The organism is Xenorhabdus japonica (genome assembly GCF_900115195.1).
Classification (GTDB): domain Bacteria; phylum Pseudomonadota; class Gammaproteobacteria; order Enterobacterales; family Enterobacteriaceae; genus Xenorhabdus; species Xenorhabdus japonica.
The window spans coordinates 63,181-86,368 of record NZ_FOVO01000008.1; the positions used below are offsets into that span (position 1 = coordinate 63,181).

A 23,188-nucleotide genomic window follows, 5' to 3' on the forward strand; every position below is an offset into this window, starting at 1 on the left:
GTAACTTTTTTTTTTCTAAAAAGCCAGTCCAATGGACTGGCTTTTTTGTATTTCAGCAAAATTTAAACATAATGTATCTGCAACAAACGTTTGATAATAGTTATTCAATCTAATTATTTGTTATATAAATATACAGCAGGTGTTATAGTGGTTATATATTGACAAATATATATACTCTATGGTTATAAGTGAATAACCATTAGCAATATAGATATTGATTAAACTACAAGACATTCATATATTTCATTATTAGGGACAGTGCTGATATGAAACTACAGCAATTGCGTTATATTGTAGAGGTGGTTAATCACAATCTGAATGTATCTTCTACCGCAGAAGGATTGTATACATCTCAACCAGGGATCAGCAAACAAGTCAGGATGCTCGAAGATGAATTGGGGATTCAGATATTTGCCCGCAGTGGTAAGCATCTGACTCACGTGACACCGGCTGGTGAAGAAATTGTCCGTATTTCACGTGAGGTTCTATCAAAAATTGATTCAATTCGCTCTGTTGCCAGTGAACATACCTACCCCGATCGTGGTTCGTTATATATTGCGACTACTCATACACAGGCAAGATATGCTTTGCCTCCTATTATTAAGGGTTTTATTGAGCGTTACCCTAATGTATCACTACATATGCACCAAGGCTCTCCAACTCAGATTGCGGAAGAGGTATGTAAAGGAAACAGTGACTTTGCGATAGCAACAGAAGCACTTCATCTTTATAGCGATCTGATTATGTTGCCTTGTTATCATTGGAACCGTTCTATCGTGGTAACGAAAGAACATCCTCTTGCCAATAAACAGAGTGTGACAATTGAAGAATTGGCAGAATATCCGATAGTAACCTACACATTTGGTTTTACTGGGCGCTCTGAATTGGATGTTGCTTTTGAGCGGGCTGGTTTGAAACCTAAGATCGTATTTACAGCAACAGATGCTGATGTGATTAAGACTTATGTACGATTAGGGTTGGGAGTTGGTGTGATTGCCAGTATGGCTGTAGAATCAACTCAGGACAGTGATCTGGTACGTATTGATATGAGTGGGAAATTTAGTTATAGCACTACTAAGATCGGTTTTCGACGCAGCAGTTTTCTACGTAGTTATATGTACGATTTTATTTGGCGCTTTGCCCCTCATTTGACGCGTGATGTTGTAGATAAAGCTATTGCATTGCGTTCCAATGAAGAAATCGAAGAAATGTTCAAGGATATTGAGCTACCGATAGTATAGATAGTATAGATAGTATAGATAGTATAGATAGTATAAAGAATAGTTTAGAGGATTAAACCACCTCCTGACATATTAGAGGTGGTTGATCTTTATCTTCTTTCCACATTTCCCTTCTTTGATTATAAAAGTCCTTACAGGGCTTATGTTAATTCTTAATAGTTGCTTATTTGTGCCATTGTTTTTAACCCTATTGTTTTTTTAACCCTATTGCTTCTAACCTCATTGGATTAATTTCCTGTGCCGATATTGCGCATTTTCATATAGTTAGCTAATTCTTTATCGTTATCTCTTTCACTTTCTTTTAGTGCAGTGAAAACACCGTTTTGATCACCAAGGCTTTTGTGTTGTCCTAGTTTTTCTTTAGCTTGTATTTCATCAATGATGATCTTAAATCCGACGATGGCTTGTCTTTGCTTACTGAGAAACTCTTTTGGCATCAATGTAGTATTCTCAATTAAGTTAGCTTCATACTTGTTAACCAATGCTTCTAAGGCTAGTTTAGTTTCGTCATCACCTAAAATTTTTGTGACACCGTAACAATGAACAGCTGTATAGTTCCAAGTCGGTACAGCATTTTCAGATTCATACCAAATGGGGGATATATAGGTATGTGGCCCAGTAAAGACAACTAGAACCCTTTGTTCTTCCAATTCTTTCCAATGTGGATTGGCTTTGGCAACATGGCCATATAAGACTCCGTGATCTCCTTCATTAGGATTAAATACAAACGGAATGTGCGTGCCAGTCAAAGAAGAGGAAACCAGCAATCCAAAGCTATAAGTGGAAATAAATTCAGTGATATTGTTTTTTTCCGTCATTTTCATTTTACGTGGTATGTACATAGACTTATAGCTCCATATAAATTGAAATTAAGTTAGGATTGCTGATTTTGATTTAATCAAAGTATCTTAAAGGTTATGAAACCACAATTATTTTATGACTCTTTTTGGATCTCAGTCTTAAACTCACCACTGAAAAAACTATCAGAATCTTCAATAGAGGATTTTTGGTTTTTAAGGATAAAATTATCGAAGGCTGTTTTGACATCACGATCTTCTAATGCTTGATAATTAAATAAGGAAATACAAGAGGAGTAAGTAAATTCAACATTAATATTTTCATTAGAAGCGCAGTTTGACGTCACTTCTGAGTTGGTTCTGTCAAAATCTATTTTATACAGTTTTATTTTAGGGACATACATGACTCGATCTTCAACTCCAATTGCCTCAATGGTACTGGCTAATGTGAGGGTGGAATAATGATCTCCATTTAGTTTTAAACCTAGCCTGATGGCATCACCTTGTTTTTGCAGAAAATTGGAGAAACTGTTAAGGCTAGGGGAGCCTGCATTTAAAATAATATCCATGATGAGTTCGAGTAAATTTGTTGCAATTGAAACTCCTTTCATTTCATGTTGATAAGTTTGACTTTCAATATTCATGATGCTCATAAATGGCAATTTTGCCATGATATCTCCCCAAAATTGAATGTCAGTCTTATACTTTTTGCCATGAACATTGGTGTATTTAGTGATGTAGTCGGCGGCTATTGAAGAAAGAGAGATCTGTATTTTCTTGATTTCATTCATTTTCTGTATAATACTGGCTTTGTCAACAATGTTTGAAGTAATAATAAATTGAACAAGGCTATCTGTATCTCTCAACTGATAATCAGATAAGGAAAATTTATCTTTAATATTAGTGGAAAAGAATTTATCTGCTTGTTGTATATGGCTTAAATAATGCTGGTAATCTTTATTTTTGTCTGTATCCATGATTTATCTCCAATATTTAATAAACTAATTGATCACTCTGAATATACCTTTATTTTTTCAAATTTTAATTTGAAATTTATTCACCGGAAATGCGTAGAAACTTTAAAGCCAATTCAATCAAACTGTTGTGATGTGAATAAAACATATCTACTTTGTAGTTGTCATCATTAAAATTTATCAATAAATGAGGATTTACAGCTATTTAGCAAAATGTGTAGTTGCAGAATAACAAATACTTGCTTATATGTTATGTTTAACGGTGTAGCTGATCATAAATAATAAGAAAGGAGGAGTTATGTCGTTTAAATTGAAAACGGACTGTGCTTCAACGCTCTCGATTGATAGTAAATCGAGTGGCAACAAATCCGCTGACAATACAACCTATCACTATTACAGTTTACCTCTGTTATCTGAACAATTGGGTGATATATCCCGCCTGCCAAAATCTCTGAAAGTTCTGCTTGAAAATCTTCTACGCAATATTGATGGTGAGTCTGTTGTGGAAGAAGATTTGAAAGCGTTGGTGGAGTGGCAAAAAAATGGTCATGCAGACCGAGAAATTGCTTATCGTCCTGCTCGTGTACTCATGCAGGATTTTACTGGTGTACCTGCCGTAGTGGATCTTGCTGCGATGCGGGAAGCAGTACTGAGGCTCGGTGGAAATGCAGAACAAGTTAATCCGTTATCTCCTGTTGATTTGGTTATTGATCACTCGGTGATGGTTGATAAATTTGGTACTGAGCAGGCATTTTCAGAAAATGTTCAGATAGAGATGGCACGCAATCATGAACGTTACCTGTTTTTGCGTTGGGGACAGAAGGCTTTTAATCGCTTCCGCGTTGTCCCCCCCGGAACAGGGATTTGTCATCAGGTTAACCTTGAGTATCTGGGGAAAGCCGTTTGGTATGAAAATCAGGATGGTAAGGGTTTTGCTTATCCTGACACGTTGGTCGGAACGGATTCACATACGACTATGATCAATGGATTGGGGGTTTTGGGATGGGGTGTAGGAGGCATTGAAGCCGAGGCAGCCATGCTGGGACAACCGGTTTCTATGCTGATCCCGGATGTTGTTGGTTTTAAACTGACCGGAAAATTGCAAGAAGGGATTACGGCAACTGACCTTGTACTGACTGTGACACAGATGCTGCGCAAGCACGGTGTTGTAGGTAAATTTGTTGAATTTTATGGTGATGGATTAGCTGATTTGCCATTGGCAGATAGGGCAACTATTGCCAATATGTCCCCTGAATATGGCGCAACCTGCGGTTTTTTCCCTGTTGATGACATCACATTAGGCTATATGCGTTTAACGGGACGCCATGAAGAAGAGATTGTCTTGGTTGAAGCTTATTGCAAGACTCAGGGTTTATGGCGTAACGCGGAAGATGAGCCTATCTTTACTAGCACTCTTGAATTAGATATGTCAACGGTTGAAGCGAGTCTGGCTGGGCCGAAACGCCCTCAAGACAGGGTTGCATTAGGAAATGTACCACAGGCTTTTCAATCTGCCATGGAATTGGATATCCATAAAACCCAAGAACCGTCATCAGCAATACCAACTACAACAGCGATTACTTTAGATAGCCAAACTTTTTCACTGCAAGATGGTGCTGTGGTTATTGCGGCAATTACTTCCTGTACAAATACTTCTAACCCTAGTGTATTGATGACAGCAGGCTTACTTGCCAAAAAAGCAGTTGAGAAGGGTTTGCAGCGTCAACCATGGGTTAAAACTTCACTGGCTCCTGGTTCGAAAGTAGTGACAGATTATCTGGCTCTGGCAGGCTTCATGCCATATTTGGAAAAACTTGGTTTTAATTTAGTGGGATATGGCTGTACTACCTGTATTGGTAACTCTGGGCCATTACCTGATCCTATTGAAGCAGCGATTAAGCAATCTGATTTGACCGTTGGGGCAGTGCTTTCCGGTAACCGTAATTTTGAAGGACGTATTCATCCATTGGTGAAAACAAACTGGTTGGCATCACCGCCGTTGGTAGTGGCTTATGCTCTTTCTGGCAGTATGAAAAAGGATCTAACGTGGGAGCCTATCGGAAAAAATCAACAAGGTCATGATGTTTATTTAAAAGATATTTGGCCCAACAATGCAGAAGTTGCAGAAGCGGTTGGAAAAGTCAGAACTGAAATGTTCCATAAAGAATACAATGCCGTATTTGATGGCGACGAAAGTTGGCAATCTCTGAGCGTCGAAAGTTCAGCGACTTACTCTTGGCAGCCGGACTCTACCTATATACGACATCCTCCTTTCTTTAGTGAGATGACGGCTGAGCCTAAGCCGGTTACAGATATTCATCAGGCTCACATTTTGGCGATTTTGGGGGATTCAGTCACGACGGATCATATTTCTCCAGCTGGAAATATCAATACTGACAGTCCCGCCGGACGTTACTTGCAAGAATATGGTGTTGCACCAAAAGATTTTAACTCTTATGGCTCAAGGCGTGGCAATCATGAAGTTATGATGCGAGGAACGTTTGCCAACATTCGTATTCGCAATGAAATGGTATCAGGAATTGAAGGAGGATATACCCGCCATATTCCTTCACAGTCCCAACTTGCTATTTATGATGCCGCCATGCGTTATCAAGAGGAAAAAATACCATTGGCCGTTATTGCGGGTAAAGAATATGGTTCAGGATCAAGTCGCGACTGGGCGGCGAAAGGAACAAGATTGCTAGGAGTTAGGGTTGTGATTGCGGAATCTTTTGAGCGCATTCATCGTTCTAACTTGATTGGTATGGGTGTCTTGCCATTGGAATTTCCTCAAGGCATTAGCCGTAAGACATTAAATCTGACAGGAGAGGAGAGAATCGATATTACTGGATTAGCTAATATTCAGCCTGGACAAGCAATTATGGTGAAAATTATCTATGCCAATGGACAGGAGGTTATGATTGATGCCCGTTGCCGCATTGATACGGCAACAGAACTGTCTTACTTTTATAATGATGGCATTTTGCATTATGTTATTCGTAATATGTTGAAATGACAAAAAATTGAAATAAGTGTCAATCAGAAAAATTGTACTTAGAAAAATTGTCTCAGAAATAAAAACTGCGCCCACACCGACGCAGTTTTTTGCAAATCTTGTAGAAAATAATTAGAGAACTTTTAGCTTGATTTGAACAGTAAGTGGCCCATTCGGTTGGCTTTGGTATCTAAGTAGTGAGCATTTTGGGGATTACGCCCTACAATTAACGGAACACGTTCAATGATATTAATACCCGCTTCTATCATGATTTCAACTTTTTTAGGGTTGTTAGTAAGAAGACGAATTTCACTAATATTCAATAAATTATACATGTCTGCGCAAAGGGTGAAATCTCTCTCATCGGCAGCGAAACCTAATTGATGATTGGCTTCAACAGTGTCAATACCTTGATCCTGTAAAGCATAGGCACGGATTTTATTTAGCAGACCAATATTACGGCCTTCCTGACGGTGATATAACAAAACTCCGCGGCCTTCCTGACTAATTTGCGAAAGAGCAGCTTCTAATTGAAAACCACAGTCGCATCTTAGACTGAATAAAGCATCTCCAGTGAGACATTCTGAGTGGATCCGCGATAATATAGGCTTATCGCCAGTAATATCGCCAAAAACAAGAGCAACATGATCGCGACCTGTATTGATTTCCTCAAACCCAATCATTAAAAACTCGCCCCATGGCGTAGGTAATTTCGCTTCAGCTATTCTTTTTAGCTGCATTTTTGTATTCATATGTTGATTTGATCCATTATAAATATTGCGATACTCAGAACAAAAAAATCTCTCTGATTACAACCCATGCATGCCGATACATTGTAACAGAAAGTATTAATACGTATGCATATTATGCACTGAGTCCTTTTAATGATAACTAAACAGTAGGTAGATTTTTGAAGGTGTATGATGTGGTATTGTTTTGGAAAAACAGTAGAATTGAATACAAACAAGCAGGATAATATCACAAAAAGAAGGAAATCATTGTTTGTTACAATAAATTGCTTCCTTTGCGTAGACCAGAAATGCTAATTTAGCACGCCACTATGTCTGTTATTTGGCATAATTAATCAGTAACAATAGATAACAGGAAAAAATGTGAAATATTTTCTAATTTTATTACTGGCACTGGTTGTTTTTGTTGTCTCAGTGACGCTGGGAGCAAATAATAATCAAATAGTGACGTTTAATTATTTGATTGCTAAAGGGGATTACCCTATATCCACATTACTGGCGGCGTTGTTTGCTGTTGGTTTTATTCTCGGTTGGAGTATTTGTGGGATTTTTTACCTGCGCGCCTGTGTTTCTTTGCGACATGCAAAACGCAAAATCAAGCGACTGGAAACTCAAATGGAGCAGCCATCTGAATCATCCACAAAAGTCATGTCTACCGTAGCATTAAACAAGGAATAATTCTCCATGTTAGAGCTGTTATTTCTGTTGCTTCCCATTGCTGCCGCTTATGGCTGGTATATGGGGCGCAGAAGTGCTCAACAAGATAAACAACAATCGGCTGACCGCCTTTCACGTGAATATGTTGATGGTGTTAACTTTTTGCTCTCCAATCAGCAGGATAAGGCGGTAGATTTATTTCTTGATATGCTAAAAGAGGATAGTTCTACATTTGAGGCTCACCTAACACTGGGAAATCTATTCCGCTCCCGTGGTGAAGTTGAAAGAGCTATCCGGATTCACCAGTCCCTGATGGAAAGTGCTTCTCTGACATTTGAACAACGTTTGCTTGCGATCCAGCAGCTTGGACGGGACTATATGGCTGCCGGAGTCTATGATCGAGCTGAAAACATGTTTATTCAGCTAGTTGGCGAAACTGATTTCCGTGAAAACGCCTTCAACTCCTTATTAACCATCTATCAATCCACCAGTGATTGGAATAAAGCCATTGATATCGCTGAGAAACTAGTAAAATTGGGCAAACAGCATTTTCGGGAAGATATCGCCCATTTCTATTGTGAACTGGCTCTGCAATGTATGGGAAGTGACGATTTTACTGATGCGATCAGCTACTTGAGTAAAGCAGCCCAAGCAGACAAAAATTGCGCTCGTGTTTCTATTATGCTTGGCCGTATTTATATGACTCAGGGGGAATACTCTAAAGCAACTGATGCTTTGAAACGTATTCTTGAGCAAGATAAACAAGTGGTCAGTGAATCTTTGCCGATGCTGCAAGAATGTTATCAACATCTATCCCAGCCGGGTGAGTGGCAAGCTTTTATACAGCGTTGTGTAGAAGAAAAATGTGGTGCAATCGCTGAACTGCATATGGCAGATATTCTTGAGAAGAAAGAAGGGCGTGATGTTGCTCAGAATTACATTAACCGTCAGTTGGAACGCCATCCAACAATGAGACTATTTTATCGTTTGATGGATTACCATCTGACGGAGGCAGAAGAAGGGCGAGCTAAAGAAAGCTTGATTCTTTTGCGCAATATGGTAGGTGAACAAATCCGCACGAAACCTGATTATCGATGCCATAAATGTGGCTTCACTTCCCGCTCGTTATATTGGCATTGTCCATCATGTCGTTCATGGGACTCTATTAAACCGATTCGGGGATTGGATGGTCAGTGACACTGTCACCATCACAATACCAACCGCTATGTTCGACACCATGTGTTAGCAATGCATTTTTATAAATAATTCAATTGATTGGTAAATCAAAGGGCCTAGAAATGACTTCCCACACAGCTCAAATTTTAGTTAAACAGATTAACTCGTCTGTTATTGTTGCATTGGATTATGACAATCAGGATGCAGCGCTGGCATTTGTCGACAAAATTGATCCGAAATCCTGTCGTCTGAAAGTAGGCAAAGAAATGTTTACATTGTATGGCCCACAATTTGTTCAGGCACTGCATCAGCGTGGCTTTGATGTGTTTTTGGATCTCAAATTTCACGATATTCCTAATACAACGGCAAGAGCAGTCGCGGCGGCGGCAGAACTAGGCGTGTGGATGGTTAATGTTCACGCCAGTGGTGGCGCAAGAATGATGACAGCGTCTAAAGAAGCGTTGTTGCCTTACGGTAAGGATGCGCCTTTGTTGATTGCTGTTACAGTGCTGACCAGTATGGAACAATCTGATCTATTGGGTATAGGTATTGATATGACTCCAGCGCAGCATGCTGAACGTTTGGCATTATTGACAAAACAGTGTGGTCTGGATGGTGTAGTCTGCTCAGCCCATGAAGCACAACAATTGAAAATGGTATGTGGGCAGGAGTTCCAACTTGTTACTCCGGGTATTCGTCCAGAGGGTGCAGAAGCGGGAGATCAGCGTCGGATTATGACGCCTCCTCAGGCGATTCAGGCTGGGGTGGATTATATGGTGATCGGGCGTCCAATTACCCGAGCAGAAAATCCAGCGTTAGCACTACAGCAGATTAATCAATCTATTGGGGTTATTTATGGATAATAACTCCCGCTTAGTTTATTCAACGAATGGCGGCCGCATCCAAGAGGAAAAAGCTAAACCCGCTCACCCAAAAGGTGATGGCATTGTACGTATTCATCGCCAAACAAGTGGTCGTAAGGGCAAAGGTGTTTGTATTATCACAGGCATTGATGCTGATGACCAAACACTCACCAAATTGGCTGCCGAACTGAAGAAAAAATGTGGCTGCGGTGGTTCTGTCAAAGAGGGTGAGATCGAGATTCAAGGCGATAAACGTGACTTGTTGAAGCAATTGCTGGAAGCAAAAGGCATAAAGGTAAAACTGGCTGGAGGCTAAGTCCAGTTTGTTATCTACAAGCTATGCAGCCAATAAACTGCATAGTTTGTTAATTGAACTAATTAATACGTATCACGATACGTGCAGCTGCTGCTAATACATCGGGACGAGCATGGGCTTCTTTGTTATCTGGCTGAGTAAAGTAAGTAACCAAAATCAAAGGTTCACGCTTGGGAACTGGCCAAATGACCGCGATATCATTGGTTGTACCATAATCGCAGCGATCGGTTTTATCTCCTATAATCCAATCTTCGGGTATTCCCGCACGAATGCTGGTGCCACCCGTTGTATTTCCTTTTATCCATTCAGCTAATTGTTCACGTTGTGTTTTAGCCAGGGCATTGCCCAACATTAAATTATATAAGCTTTTTGCCATAGCTTGTGGCGTGGAAGTATCACGCTCATCACCTGGGATAGCGGTGTTTAATTCGGGTTCATAGCGATCAAGGCGAAAAGAATTGTCACCGATAGTACGGCAAAGCGTGTCATTTCATTTAGACCATTCAATTGGTTAAGAAGAAAATTCATAGCCGCATTATCACTATATTGTAATGTTGCTTCGCTCAATTCTTTCACTGTCATACCATTTTTGAGATGCTTTTCTATAATAGGGCTGTACTCAACAAGATCTGATTGTTGATAGTGAACTCGTTGGTTTAATAAGTGAGCATCTGTTTCGCTTTTTTTAGAATAGCGGATACCGCCATCAACTTGCCAGGTTATTAATTCGATGCCAACTGAACCTGATATTATCAGGTATTATACTGAATGGATTATCTTACTGTTATTACAGTAATATTTTTACAGAAGTATTATTACAAAACTGCCGCCATTTATGGCGGCAGAGATGTTTTATAGATATTGCTAGTAACTGGTAAAATTAACTGTATTAACTTATATAGGACGCGCCACAATATTGCGGGTTTCCATTCTGACCTCTTCAATACGGACATTGATGATGTCATTCAATTGGTGAACAGTTTCACCCTTAATCAACACGGAACCTGTTTCTTGACTGCATTGAAGTTCATCACGAACAGCGTGCAAGAACGGTCCGGGAACAAAAGCGATAGCCCCGTTATCTACTAGTCGAACTCGCAGGCCACCACGGGTAATGTCGATAATTTCTGCCGGAAATGTTTTATCTGTGCCAGCATGAGGTTGCAGGAAACGGGCATAGAGCCAGTCACCGACATCACGTTCTGCCATGCGGTTAGCTCGGCGACGGTCAGTCAGTTGCAGGCAAAGATCTTCGGTTGGTTTTTCTGCCTCAATTTGCTGAATAGTGGCTTTCAACAGGCGGTGGTTGATAATATCGCTGTACTTACGGATAGGGGATGTCCAAGTAGCGTAAGCATCAAATCCTAACCCAAAGTGCGGACCCGGTTCTGGTTTGATTTCGGCAAAAGTTTGGAAACGGCGGATGCGGCTATCCAAGAATTGCGTTGGTTTTCTATCCAGTTCACGACGCAATTCACAGAAACCTTCCAGTTTCAGCAATGTTTCGGCATTAACCTCAATGCCATGCTCTTTAAGAACTTCAACGGCTTGTTCAATCTGGGTAGGTTCGAAGCCAGTGTGGACGTTATAAATACCAAAGCCTAACTTATCACGCAGAATTTTAGCAGCACATAAATTTGCTGCGATCATGGCCTCTTCAACAATTCGGTTGGCTGAGCGGCGTTGTTCAATAACGATATCAACAACATTGCCACCTTCATCAAGAATAAAGCGATAATCTGGACGTTCTTTGAAAACCAGTGCGTTTTTCAAGCGCCAACTATTGCGGCGTTCACACATCTCTTTCAGGAGGGTGATTTGGGTAGTCACGGCGTTTGACTCTGGCTTCCAACCTTCTTGGCCTTCTAACCAATCTGAGACTTCGTCATAAACCAGCTTAAATTTAGACTCGACCCATGCAGCGAAGAATTGAATATCATCGTCCAACTGGCCATCTTCCAGAATAGAAACCTGACAAACCAGAGCAGGGCGACGCACATTAGGACGGAGAGAACATAGGTTGTCAGACAGCTCACGAGGGAGCATTGGAATATTGAAACCCGGCAGATAATTAGTGAAACAGCGCTGATAGGCAATTTTGTCCAGTTCGCTATCCGCTTTGATATAAGCTGTGGGGTCTGCAATAGCAATCGAAAGTTTCAGGCTGCCATCATCATTTTTGGTGATATGTAGGGCATCATCCATATCTTCGGTTGTTGCACTATCAATAGTGACAAAATCAAGAGTAGTCAGATCGATGCGTTCGACAGAACTGTCATCCAGCTGGCAATCTGTCATTGCTGGAGCTTCATGTTCCAGACTATGGCGAGTTAATGTGACCCACCATGGTGCGTAATGATCATCACCTTGCGTAATATAGCCAGTAATTTCAGCATGAAAACCGCGATCTCCTTTCAGGGGATGTCGGCGCATTTCAGCTACGGCCCAATCGCCATTTTCAAACGTATGATTAACTTGGTCTGTAGGGCGGCAAGGGATAGCGTCTTTTAATAATGGATGGTCAGGAATAATCCATAGTCGATTGTCATTTTCTTTCTTCAGGATTTTTCCTACAAAACGAGTCAGGAATGGTTCAATCAGAGATTCTGGCTCGGCAATTTCTTTATCTTTGTCTGTGTGGATAGCAGCGGTAATCCGATCACCGTGCATTACTTTCTTCATGTTGGGAGGCGGAATGAAATAACTTTTTTGACCATCGACTTCTAAAAATCCAAAACCTTTCTCAGTTCCTTTGACTAAGCCTTCAACGCGCAGAGTTTTAGAGTGAAGTTGCTGTTTTAGCTGCGCAAGCAGCGGATTATTTTGAAACATAATATCTGGGGAGTATGGGGTTATTATGGATAATTTTAGATAGTAGTATTACGCGAATCGAAGGTATGGGGCAAGCAACATCTTAACAAAACAGGAAAATTTGTGGAGTAAGCCTAAAATTGCATGCAATATATACATAAAATGAGGTGTTTTTATGGGTAAATGATCACTGAATCAGGAGAGCTATTGGATTAATACATATATTAATGTTATTGGGTTATGCGCCTCAAAGTTACCACGATGAATGAATTTTCTTTTAGGAGTTTTATACTGTTCTGCTTAGAAACCATCATTTCATATGATTATGGTACAGTTATGATTTTTATTGTCTGAATTGTAAATTCGTTGAATTTGGCTTTAATTCATTTTTCTTATTGATGTAATCTAACTTAAATAAACTTATTTAAATAATTAATAGTGTAAATGTCACTAATGGTGAGTCTTTGTTTTTTTATGAGTGTCATGATATTACATTTTTATTTATTTGTGTTAAATACTGTAACGCTTGCGTTAATTAAAATTGTTCTTTCTAGTAGGGTCGTTATGTAATAGTGCAATTAACAATAAACATCATTAAATTATATTGTTTTATTTTTCATGGTGTTATTGTTATTTCATTATGAGTTTAAACTCCTTTTAATTAAAACTTATGAAGATAATTGAAAGGTGTGATTTGTTATAAATATTTTTTTGAAATTAAACTTTAAGGATAAATATTCTAACTGAAAATTAATATTACATTTGGTATCGTTTTTTAAATGGAGCTGATATGGATTCTTTTCAATTTTATTACCACTGGGAATTGGATTATCTACGGCAACTTGAAAAACTGGTTGGTGAGGAAAAGCCCCATTTAGCAGAGCACTTTAATGATTATGATCCTGATATTGAAAGACTGAATCAAGGCTTTGCTGCTTTAATTGCACGTGTGCATCAGAAAGTGGATGATGCATTTCCAGAAATTACCCTGCCTCTGCTGCAACGATTAACTACTCAATCTATCAAAGGAATACCTGCCACAAGTGTCGTTCAGTTTGATGGAAGAGAAGGGTTTGACTTTTCTTGCACACTGCCGAGAGGCTCCGAAGTTTCATCAGGGACAGGAGTGACGTTTGCGACGAGCAGAGATTGTCATATTGAACCGCTGATATTGCTGGCGCGGGATATCACTTATCAGGCAGAAACCACCCAGATAACCCTCACGTTCCAATATATTGGCAAGGATGATCACTGGCCTATCCGTCCCATCAGTTTATTTCTCAGCCCCAATGAAGCGGTGGCTGATACATTGATGCTTGCCCTGTGTCGTTTTTTACGGCGTGCAGAATTGCACCACAACGGGTTAATTTATCCGGTCGAACCTTTCTGGTTTGAACCGCTGTCTGGTACTTCCCGGCTGATTTTATCACCGCCGATTTCAGCAGCAGGAAACTGGGCCCCGCAAATGCTGATGGAATCCCTCTACTTACCTCATGTTCATCATTTTTTAACGTTGGTTTTGCCTACGGTGATGTCTAGCCGATTATCCATGACGGAAAGCCAGCAGTTCAGCATAATGCTGAAACTTCATGACGTCTTACCATTGTCTGAGGCGCAATTGGCGGATGCTTTTCGGCTCCATTGTGTGCCCGTCATGAACCTTGAGCGTCAGTCGCAGGTGACACAGTCCTTTGCGCCAGATACCGCCCGCTATCCTCTGTCTTTGCCACCCGGACAGGGACTCCTGCATATGACTGACCTCCGGTTAAAAGATGAACCCGGTAAAGAGCGCGGCAAGCGATCTCAGTTTTATCCGATGAGTCAATTCACTCATTTTTTCCGTCATGCTGATGAAGAAGTCTGGTTCTATGCTCTGGACATTACCCGTGGTGCGCTGGGGGATCTGGAATATGCATTCATGTTTTATGACAATCATGCCCGACCGATGAAACAGCCGCCAGAGCAGGAATTTACCTGCCATTTTGTGGTGTTTGATACTGGCCTACCCACATTGGCGGTGGGTGATATTTGTCATGCGAGTGAGAATATTCCTGATGGGCTACAAGTCAAAAACCTCACTCCCACGGCTCTTAGCTATCCACCTGTCACCGACTCTTCACGATACTGGGGGTTGCTGTCACACCATGCCGCAAACGGTTTCTGGCTGAACTCGGTATCTGCTCTTAAGCAATTACTGTGGGATTACGATTTTTATGCTGACCTTGACCGGCATACCCATCGCGATATTCAGCGACTAACCGCAGGCATTTTAGCGATTCAGTCCACGCCCGGTGACTGGCTGATCCGTGGCGTTCCTTATCGCTGTGTGCATGTCGAACTGACACTGGATGAATCAGCTTATACCTGTAAGGGAGAACTGTTCCGGTTTGCCAATGCCTTGTACCAGTTTTTGCCGTTCTGTCTTACTGAAGATATGCGTATGCGAATGACCGTCATCGGGAATACTTCCGATATCCGGTGGCTTTTATCGCCTTGTCCGCTTCAAGGATATCGCCCAATTATGTGAGGAGCTGCAAAATGGATGGATTAGTGTTTACTTGCCAGATAGGTGCGCTACCGGCCACGACTTTTCAGGTGGTGAATTTCAGTTTACAGGAAGGGCTGTCACAGCTTTATCACTTGTCTTTGACCGTGGTCAGCCCGCTTAACAGTGTGGTACTCAATGATCAGTTGGGCACCTATGCTTCTCTGACCGTCACCCGTAATGGCAAGGTGGAGCGTACGGTCAAAGGGATCGTAGCGGGTGCTTTGCAGGGTAATACAGATGAGCGGCAGACCTACTACACGTTTACTGTCCGGCCGGAAATGTGGCGGATGACGCTTCATCAAGACAGTCGTCTTTTCCAGCGTGAATCCGTGCCGGACATCCTTAAAAAACTACTGAAAGAGCATCGCGTCAAGTCGGACAGCAAGTTTTATGATGACAGTGATCACCACCCCGTTCGGGAATACACCACCAAGAAACGCGAATCTGCCTATGACTTTTGGTGCCGGTTGGCGGCAGAAGAGGGGATTGCTTTCTGGTTTGAGGAAGAACAATTGTTTTTCAGTGACTCCCATTTGGGAATGACGGCGGATCTTAACCTGACTTACAACACTCAGCCCAATACCGATGATAAAGATACTACTGCTTGGCAGTGGCAATACGGGGAATACCTCTGTCCGGATGAATATATCCATAAGGATTACAACTATCTTCGGCCTTCCCAGCCCTTGCAGACTCAGGCAAAGCTACCCCAAGGCGGACGTCATTCAATATTTGAAAGTTATGGGCGTTTTCCGGGGAGTAAAGAAGGTAATCCATTGGGTGAAGTGCGCCTTAACCAACTGAACAGCGAAAGTAAGCAGGGCTCAACTCAAACCAATTGTATTCAGTTGCGCCCCGGCAAAATTTTTATCCTGAAATCCCATCCCATTGCATCTATGAATGACCGCTGGCAGGTGGTGACCGTGAATCACTATGGTTCCCAGCCACAGGCGGCAGGGATTGCGGGTGAAGGCACTACGTTGACCAATAACGTCACTTTTATTCCGGGGAAAGACGACTGGCGGCCGCCGTACCGTTACAAACCGCTGGCCGACGGGGATGAACTGGCAACAGTAGTGGGGCCGCCGGGGGAAGAGATTTTTGTCAACGAGCACGGTGCCATTAAGGTGCATTTTCACTGGAACCGCCATGATACGCCGGGGGATGGCTCTTCCTGCTGGGTGCGTGTGGCACAGGGCTGGAACGGCAATGGCTTCGGTTTTATGGCGATACCGCGTATTGGTCAGGAAGTCATTATCTCTTACCTGAACGGTGACATTGATCGTCCTATTGTGACGGGGTGTAACTACAATGGCCTGAACCGTCCGCCGCTCGATTTACCCGCACAGAAAACCCGCACCACCTTCAAGACGCGTACCCATAAAGGTGAGGGATTCAATGAACTGCGGTTTGAGGATGCGAAAGGCAGTGAAGAAGTGTTTATTCATGCCCAGAAGGATATGAATACCAAAGTGTTAAATAACCGTACCACGCAGGTGCAGGGTAATCATACTGAAACGATTGACGGTAATCAGGCCGTTATTGTGAAAAAAAATAAACAGGAAGTTGTGCAACAGACCAGTACCGAAGTGGTCGGGATGGCCAAGACCCTGAAAGTGGGACAGGCTTATACCATTACCGTAGGTGCCAATATGACGACCTCCGTCTCCATGAGCCAAAACGAAACGGTCGGTATGCAAAAAAGTATTTCTGTGGGGCAAAAACTGACTATCTCGGCCGGTAAGGTGATCGAATTGAAATGCGGTAACAGCACATTGCGTATGGATAGTTCAGGCAAAATCATCATCAAAGGGAAAACGTTCCTGTTTGATGCCAGCGGCCCTGTGCAAATCCACGGCAAAGACATTGATTTGAACTAAGGAGATAGGACGGTGGAATTCAAAAATCTCACCCCTTTTTCGGTGATGAACTACCGAATGCTGGATACCGAAGATCAGGAATACGATGTTATTGCCATGAAAGTGGGTTATCAGCTGTTGTCCGCAGGGAAGGGTGAATATCTGGCTGAACTGCTGTCGGTGATGGATTTGTGTGTGCAGGATCAATATCGCGGAGGGCTGAACATCTCGCAGGTATTGCAGGAAAGTGATCTGGCACCGTTTAAACCTAAGTGTGACGTGATCGTCAATGGTACGGCTTATGCGCCGGAAGGCAAGCCTTGTCCCTCTTTTCCTATTCGCCTGTCAGTAACGGATGCCAATGGCGACATTTTACTGGATAAGACACTGAATATTACAGGTGAACGGGAATTCTTCCGCCCCGATAACGGACAATGGCAGCTTTCTGATCCTAAACTATTTAACCGTTTACCGCTTGATTATCGTTATGCCTTTGGCGGGGGATGTCGGATTGAAGCCGAGGATGATAAAGCGGCGAAAGAATTAACAGAGGAAGATAAGCTCTCTCCTGAGCAGCGCAGTCAACACCCCGATGGCGAAAAGGCTCCCATAGCTCATGCAGTTTATGAATACAATCCCATTGGTACAGGGTTTGTTTTGCCGTGGTATGCGAAGGCGAAAGATTTGCCTCGTTATCTGGCACCGCGCATTATCCATCCGAATGCACCGATAACCGCACACCATTTTGCTGATATGCTGGCAGGCCGTTTCTCAGCCACCGAGCCAGCCTGTCAACCGCAGGGTATGGGCGTTATTGGGCGGGCGTGGTTACCACGGCGAACACTGGCCGGAACGTATGATCAAACGTGGCTGGACGAGCGCCATCCGTACCTGCCACAGGATTTTGACTTCGGTTACTGGAACGGCGCGCCGCAAGACCAGCAGATTGACTGGCCCTCGACCGATATCACGCTGCAACTGACCAATCTGACACCGGATAGCTCCTTGCAAACCCAACTGCCGGGGCATCGTCCCTTTATTTTGTTTCGCATGGAAGATGGCACTCTTTTCCCAATTTTAATGAACCTTGACACCTTGGTGATTGATACCGATGCCATGACATTAGAGCTGACGTTTCGTCTGCATTTCAGCATTGACTTCCCTATCCGAGTGGCGGAAGCCCGGTTTGAAATAAATCCCAAAGCCCCCTTAATCACATTTTCACCTGAACAGGAGCAGGATCATGGCGGATAACTATATTGCCCGGAAAGATACCCAATGGCTGATTATCAGTCTGGTTCCCGATGTCTGCAAAACCCCGATGGGCCCGGCCACTCCTCCGATTCCTTATCCTGTTATCGCCAAACTGGGGGATTCTTCTGCGCCAGTCTCATCGGTTCGGGCAAATGGGCAGCCGGTAGTGGTATTCGGGCAAAGTTTTGTCCCGCAGACCTTGGGGGATGAGGCGGGAACGGCTACAGGCGTGAAAAGTGGAACGGTAGGGGGAAAATGCCGCCCAAAAGAGCATACGCAAACGGTACGAGCGGGTGGCAAATTGACATTGCGCCATATGGATAAATTCTGGATGAATGGGGCATAAGGGAGGATATATGGCAAAAGGCGAAAAAGATGATACTCCGACCGGTACGGGAAATACGTTGGGGACTATTGTTGGTCAGCCAAAGGGGGTAAAAAAGAATCCGAGGGAAGCGAATCCTCCTGTTAAGCCGGAAAAACCCCAAGAATTACAAGCCGAAAATCATATAAGGAGTAAAAGAGATCTTTGGGGTTTTTTTCAGGCAACGTCTGGTTATAAAATTGGTAAAGATTTTTTTACTAATGTAGCTCCTCAATTGCTTGAAGGGAAAAGTCCTATTGATATTCTTAGGGATAGATTTCCCCAATATATGCAATGGAGTAAGGAACAATTTCCTGAAATTATTAAATGGGGGCAGGAACAAGGACATAACCTTGCTGAGGCAGTAAAGCACCCTGGAGAAGCAATAAAAGGATTTGGAAAGGAATTTTTTAATACTGTAGTCGATCTCTCGCAAATTATAGAGAAAATTCCTGAAATGGAAATGAAAGCACTAGGGAAGGGGCTCTCATTTGTTGGATTAGAAGGAGCAGGTTCAGCAATTTTTAAAATGGGTCAGTGGTATGGTGATACAACCCAAGGTTTTTTAAAGTCTTTACATATGGAATTAAGTAACCCTGCTCAGAAAGGCGGAGCTTTGATAGGTGAGGTTACCTCTTTTTTTATTGGCCCGGGTGAAGTAAAGACAGTAATTAAAGCAGGTGCTGAGTCAGTAACTTTTCTCTCAAAAGCAGTAAAAGGAGAAGGCGTAATAACTAAAGTTCTCTCAGTAGAAAAAGGATTAGCTGAAACCAAAGCTGCTAGAGCAGGAGAACTAGCAAAAACAGAGCAGTCAGGTATCAAAGCTGAAGGAAATAGTAAGAAAAGTGAATCGACTTCCAAAAAAAACAAAGAAAGTGAAAAAGAAAAAGATCCAGCCAACCAAGATGATAATCAAAAACGTTCATCTGGATGTACAGGCGGCAGTTGTGGAAAAGGCGAGCCTGTCGATATTACTTCCGGTGATTATCTGCAAACATTTTCAGTTATTGCCATCCCCGGCCTATTGCCGATTACCTTAACCCGAACTTATCGTTCTACCGCCTGCCTGAACGGGTTATTAGGGCGGAAATGGGCCGATGACTGGTCACGTCAATTAGTGGTAAACGGCGAAACAGTCCATTTTACCGATGCTGATGGACAGATTTATGATTTTTCTACACCGGAAAATCAAGTTTTGGTACGTAATCTCCATCTTCCCCATTGTTTACTGAAAGGAGAGCTTGATGGTAAATTGTGTCTGATTAATAAACAGAATCAGCAAACTTTCCACTTTAACCATCTTGACGGCAATCGGCGTCGGCTATCTACTATCACGGATCGCCATCAGAATCATATTCAGTTTATCTATAACGACCAGCACCAGTTGGTTGAAATTGCCCGTAATGACGGTTTCCGATTAACACTTCACTACCAGAATCATCAACTGCGAGCGGTGGATTACCACTTTCAACAGATCCAGCAGCGTCTGGTCACCTGCCATTATGACCAGCACGGTTATCTGGTAGAATGTGATGCCTTTCAGCAAAACCATCTGTGGCATGAATACACCGCGCAAGGTTATATGACCCGCTGGCATGATACGGATAAAACAGATTTTTATATTCATTACGATGAGCGCGGGCGAGTCATTTCTACCCATTCTTCCGTGGGTTATTGGGACGATCGTTTTATCTATGACGATGAGGCCCGTGTTACCACTTATCTTGATGCAGAAGGGGGAAAGACCCTTTCCTATTACAACCAGAATAATCAGGTAATCCGCGAGATTGATCCGTTAGGGCGTGAAACACGGACTCAGTGGCGTTACAACCAGAAGGTTTGGGAAATTGATCCACTGGGAGGCTACACCACTTTTGGCTATAACAATGACGGTGCGTTAACCGAAATTATTCTGCCAACCAGTGAAGCTTTTTATTATGACTATAATGAACATGGTCAACTTATCGAAGCGATTTTACCCACGGGGGATATCTGGCGTTTCCATCATGATCAGCAAGGCAATCTAACCGCTGTCACCAATCCACAAGGACATAAAGAAGAATATCAGTACGGCATTCACGGAGAATTACGGCAGCATCTATTGCCGGATGGTCGGCAATGGCACTATGCCTATGACGAACATCAGCGGCTTGCCGCGGTTATGACGCCAGACGGTCAAACGACTGGTTTGGAACTGGACGAACTGGGGCGTCTGCGCCGTACTACGGATGCACTTAAACAAGAAACCCGTTACCGCTATAGCACGGTTCATGCCAGCATTGATAATGGCAGCCTGACAGAAGTTGAATTGCCGGATGGTGTTACCCAGCATATAGAATATGACAGTGAGCGGCGTATTATCGCTGTGACCGATGGGGAAGGCCGCACTACCCGCTATAGTTATGGTGCTTTTGACCTGCTGACTCATATTACCCGCCCGGATGGTACGACATTACACTTTGGTTATGACCGCCTTACCCGTTTTTGCTCTGTCACTGCCTCTACAGGGGAAACTTATCGCTATGAGCGGGATGCCGCTGGTCAGATTATCCGTGAAATAGACTTTACCGGCCGCACCATTGATTATCAGTATGATGCGCTGGGGCGTCGCATTCAGGCCCGCTATCCGGATAATCACGTCTTGCGTTGGCATTACTCGTCCTCAGGTTTATTGACCCGACAGGAAAGTGGGCATCAGCAGGAAGACAAGTACGAACTGAAATCCACAACCACTTACGAATATAACCCCTGTCGCCAGTTTATCAGGGCAACCAATGACGATGCCGTAGTGGAATACGAATATGATGCAGTTGGTTTACCCATTTGCGAGCGCATTAATGGACGTGAAATTACCCGTGAGTGGAACAGCCTGACCGGACAATTAACGATAGAAACCTTCGGTGAACATACCTTGCGCTTTGGTTATAACGTGATGGGGGTTGTTAACCATTTTCAGTTTAACCAACATACGCCGCTGACTTTGAGCCATGATGCCTTGGGGCGGGAAGTTGTTCGGGAAAGTGCAGAAGGTTTTATTCTTGCCAGTCGATATACCTCGACAGGGTTGCTGGCGCACCAATCCGCCGGGCGAGCCACAGCACTGTTTCGTGAAACTTTGGCACAAAATGATCCCCATTTCCCACCACAGGCCACCGCGGTTAACCGTAGCTGGCAATATGACCGTGCGTACAGCGTCAGAAGGATTGATGATGATATTTGGGGACAGACTCGTTACCGCTATAACCAGAATGACCAGATTATTAATGCTACATTTAATGGCCGATTACCCTATGAAGAACAGTTTCGTTATGATGCCAATGGTAATCTGAGTCAACATGTGCTGGTGGATGCACAAGGAGCAATTAAGCAATTTGAACAGCATCAGCAGGCAGGACGGGTCGTTAAGCGTGGTAATGTCACTTACCGTTACGATGATAACGGTCGGCAGATAGAAAAAACCGAGCATCGTGATGGTTTCCGGCCACAGGTATGGCGTTATCGTTGGGATACGCAAAATCAATTAACTCACTGTGAAACACCGGATGGTTCACGTTGGCACTATCGCTATGATCCCTTTGGACGGCGTATCCGCAAACTGAAAGTACATGATGGCAAACTGGCAGCGGCTAACTTGCAACGTTGGTTGGATGGAAAACCGGATTTAATGGCAAAACCCGATACCATTATGGGATATGACTACCTCTGGAGTGGGGATCAATTGGTTGAAGAAACTCCACTCTATGCGGATGGTACACCTGCCTATGATCGCAGTATTTGCTGGTTATATAAACCGGGAGCATTAACCCCTTCCGCCCGATATGAAAAAGGCAAGCTACATTATATTGTCAGTGACCATCAGGGAACACCGCGGGAAATACTGAGTGAATCCGGTAAGCTGGTCTGGGCAAGCCGGCTGACAACATGGGGTAAAGCTGAACGAATACCGCTATTAGCGGCGAATGATGAGGATTACCATGTTAGCTGTAATTTGCGATTCGCCGGGCAGTATGAAGATGAAGAGAGTGGGTTATATTATAATCGGTTTCGGTACTATTTGTCGGATGTGGGGCAGTATTTGACCTTCGATCCGCTGGGGCTGGTTGGAGGATTTAATCCCTATGGGTATGTGCATAATCCCGTAAATTGGATTGATCCTCTGGGATTGATGGATTGTCCGACGTTTGTCACGACCCCAGAAAAGAAACACCCTAATCCAGTTAAGCTTGCAGATATGAAACAACGATGGAAGGATTTTTTAGGACCAGAACAACCGTATACGCATAAACATCCTAGAACAGGAGAGATAGATCTAACTCGAATAGTATCTGCTGATGGTCAAAGAAGTATTCGTTACGGTAAGCACGAGATAGAAAGTAAATTAAATAAGCATCATTACCATGAAGAAACATGGACATTGAATTCTGCTAAAAACGAAATGACTTATGATAACACTCAAGTCAGGGTGCCGATTAATGCGCAGCGGGGGGAGGAAATTCCAGGGCCAACATTGATTAATAGCGTTATGAGTGATAGTATGAACAGCTAGCCTATTTTTTGCTCACTCAAATTTAAGTTCTGGCTCTG

Annotated in this window: 15 protein-coding genes and 1 pseudogene; 11 read left to right on the forward strand and 5 right to left on the reverse strand. The window is 42.9% G+C overall.

All coding sequences use genetic code 11. The features are described from left to right. The first annotated feature begins 266 nt into the window (after positions 1 to 266). Positions 267 to 1,241, forward strand: coding sequence for an HTH-type transcriptional regulator CysB (gene cysB / locus BM135_RS05220; protein ID WP_092518523.1), 975 nt, complete (start codon positions 267 to 269; stop codon positions 1,239 to 1,241). A 227-nt stretch (positions 1,242 to 1,468) separates the two neighbouring features. Here cysB and BM135_RS05225 read toward each other — a convergent pair whose 3' ends face one another. Both BM135_RS05225 and BM135_RS05230 read right to left on the reverse strand, forming a co-directional pair. Then, positions 1,469 to 2,083 carry an FMN-binding negative transcriptional regulator gene (locus BM135_RS05225; RefSeq protein ID WP_092518525.1) on the reverse strand — a complete coding sequence of 205 codons (615 nt, stop codon included), beginning with the start codon at positions 2,081 to 2,083 and terminating at the stop codon, positions 1,469 to 1,471. A 92-nt stretch (positions 2,084 to 2,175) separates the two neighbouring features. After that, positions 2,176 to 3,015, reverse strand: coding sequence for a hypothetical protein (locus BM135_RS05230; protein ID WP_092518527.1), 840 nt, complete (start codon positions 3,013 to 3,015; stop codon positions 2,176 to 2,178). Between the two features lie 295 nt (positions 3,016 to 3,310). Here BM135_RS05230 and acnA point away from each other — a divergent pair, with 295 nt between their 5' ends. After that, entirely contained in the window at positions 3,311 to 6,028 is a 2,718-nt protein-coding gene (acnA, locus tag BM135_RS05235) for an aconitate hydratase AcnA (RefSeq protein WP_092518529.1), read from the forward strand. Between the two features lie 122 nt (positions 6,029 to 6,150). Here the strand turns inward: acnA and ribA are convergent, their stop codons facing one another. Continuing rightward, on the reverse strand, positions 6,151 to 6,747 hold the full coding sequence (gene ribA / locus BM135_RS05240; RefSeq protein WP_092518531.1) for a GTP cyclohydrolase II: 597 nt from the start codon (positions 6,745 to 6,747) through the stop codon (positions 6,151 to 6,153). A 372-nt stretch (positions 6,748 to 7,119) separates the two neighbouring features. Between ribA and BM135_RS05245 the strand changes: the two genes are divergently transcribed. The 4 genes from BM135_RS05245 (at position 7,120) to yciH (ending at position 9,768) form a co-directional block, all read left to right on the forward strand. Further along, positions 7,120 to 7,434 (forward strand): LapA family protein, encoded by a 315-nt coding sequence (locus BM135_RS05245; protein WP_092518533.1) that lies wholly within the window; start codon positions 7,120 to 7,122, stop codon positions 7,432 to 7,434. Positions 7,435 to 7,440: 6 nt separating this feature from the next. After that, positions 7,441 to 8,610 carry a lipopolysaccharide assembly protein LapB gene (lapB, locus tag BM135_RS05250; protein ID WP_092518535.1) on the forward strand — a complete coding sequence of 390 codons (1,170 nt, stop codon included), beginning with the start codon at positions 7,441 to 7,443 and terminating at the stop codon, positions 8,608 to 8,610. A 101-nt stretch (positions 8,611 to 8,711) separates the two neighbouring features. Further along, positions 8,712 to 9,452, forward strand: a complete 741-nt coding sequence (gene pyrF, locus BM135_RS05255) for an orotidine-5'-phosphate decarboxylase (RefSeq protein ID WP_092518537.1) — start codon at positions 8,712 to 8,714, stop codon at positions 9,450 to 9,452. Beyond that, complete coding sequence (gene yciH / locus BM135_RS05260; RefSeq protein ID WP_092518548.1) at positions 9,445 to 9,768, forward strand: stress response translation initiation inhibitor YciH; 324 nt, start codon at positions 9,445 to 9,447, stop codon at positions 9,766 to 9,768. Before pyrF ends, yciH begins: the two co-directional genes overlap by 8 nt. Before the next feature lie 58 nt (positions 9,769 to 9,826). On the opposite strand, the pseudogene bla reads toward yciH, so the two are convergent. Both bla and BM135_RS05270 read right to left on the reverse strand, forming a co-directional pair. Beyond that, positions 9,827 to 10,481: pseudogene (gene bla, locus BM135_RS05265) on the reverse strand (class A beta-lactamase); the annotation flags it as partial. Positions 10,482 to 10,662: 181 nt separating this feature from the next. After that, positions 10,663 to 12,600: an exoribonuclease II gene (locus BM135_RS05270; RefSeq protein WP_092518550.1), complete on the reverse strand. Its 1,938-nt coding sequence runs from the start codon at positions 12,598 to 12,600 to the stop codon at positions 10,663 to 10,665. Positions 12,601 to 13,369: 769 nt separating this feature from the next. Between BM135_RS05270 and BM135_RS05275 the strand changes: the two genes are divergently transcribed. Genes BM135_RS05275 through BM135_RS05295 form a run of 5 tightly spaced genes read left to right on the forward strand, consistent with a single transcriptional unit; the run spans position 13,370 to position 23,150 of the window. Continuing rightward, positions 13,370 to 15,106 (forward strand): type VI secretion system baseplate subunit TssF, encoded by a 1,737-nt coding sequence (locus BM135_RS05275; RefSeq protein ID WP_092518552.1) that lies wholly within the window; start codon positions 13,370 to 13,372, stop codon positions 15,104 to 15,106. 11 nt (positions 15,107 to 15,117) lie between these two features. Beyond that, a complete protein-coding gene (tssI, locus tag BM135_RS05280) occupies positions 15,118 to 17,007 on the forward strand; it encodes a type VI secretion system tip protein TssI/VgrG (RefSeq protein WP_092518554.1) in 1,890 nt (629 codons plus the stop codon). Between the two features lie 12 nt (positions 17,008 to 17,019). Further along, on the forward strand, positions 17,020 to 18,240 hold the full coding sequence (locus tag BM135_RS05285; RefSeq protein WP_092518556.1) for a DUF2169 family type VI secretion system accessory protein: 1,221 nt from the start codon (positions 17,020 to 17,022) through the stop codon (positions 18,238 to 18,240). Further along, complete coding sequence (locus BM135_RS05290; protein ID WP_092518558.1) at positions 18,230 to 18,586, forward strand: DUF4150 domain-containing protein; 357 nt, start codon at positions 18,230 to 18,232, stop codon at positions 18,584 to 18,586. The genes BM135_RS05285 and BM135_RS05290 overlap by 11 nt, the downstream gene beginning before the upstream one ends. Before the next feature lie 10 nt (positions 18,587 to 18,596). Then, a complete protein-coding gene (locus tag BM135_RS05295; protein WP_245737297.1) occupies positions 18,597 to 23,150 on the forward strand; it encodes an RHS repeat-associated core domain-containing protein in 4,554 nt (1,517 codons plus the stop codon). The last annotated feature ends 38 nt before the right edge of the window (positions 23,151 to 23,188 follow it).

Coding starts and splice junctions, on each gene's coding strand:
- yciH (WP_092518548.1), top strand. CDS start 9,445: ATGGATAATAACTCCCGCTTAGTTTATTCAACGAATGGCGGCCGCATC.
- pyrF (WP_092518537.1), top strand. CDS start 8,712: ATGACTTCCCACACAGCTCAAATTTTAGTTAAACAGATTAACTCGTCT.
- acnA (WP_092518529.1), top strand. CDS start 3,311: ATGTCGTTTAAATTGAAAACGGACTGTGCTTCAACGCTCTCGATTGAT.
- BM135_RS05270 (WP_092518550.1), bottom strand. CDS start 12,600: ATGTTTCAAAATAATCCGCTGCTTGCGCAGCTAAAACAGCAACTTCAC.
- BM135_RS05230 (WP_092518527.1), bottom strand. CDS start 3,015: ATGGATACAGACAAAAATAAAGATTACCAGCATTATTTAAGCCATATA.
- cysB (WP_092518523.1), top strand. CDS start 267: ATGAAACTACAGCAATTGCGTTATATTGTAGAGGTGGTTAATCACAAT.
- lapB (WP_092518535.1), top strand. CDS start 7,441: ATGTTAGAGCTGTTATTTCTGTTGCTTCCCATTGCTGCCGCTTATGGC.
- tssI (WP_092518554.1), top strand. CDS start 15,118: ATGGATGGATTAGTGTTTACTTGCCAGATAGGTGCGCTACCGGCCACG.
- BM135_RS05295 (WP_245737297.1), top strand. CDS start 18,597: ATGGCAAAAGGCGAAAAAGATGATACTCCGACCGGTACGGGAAATACG.
- BM135_RS05225 (WP_092518525.1), bottom strand. CDS start 2,083: ATGTACATACCACGTAAAATGAAAATGACGGAAAAAAACAATATCACT.
- BM135_RS05275 (WP_092518552.1), top strand. CDS start 13,370: ATGGATTCTTTTCAATTTTATTACCACTGGGAATTGGATTATCTACGG.
- ribA (WP_092518531.1), bottom strand. CDS start 6,747: ATGCAGCTAAAAAGAATAGCTGAAGCGAAATTACCTACGCCATGGGGC.
- BM135_RS05290 (WP_092518558.1), top strand. CDS start 18,230: ATGGCGGATAACTATATTGCCCGGAAAGATACCCAATGGCTGATTATC.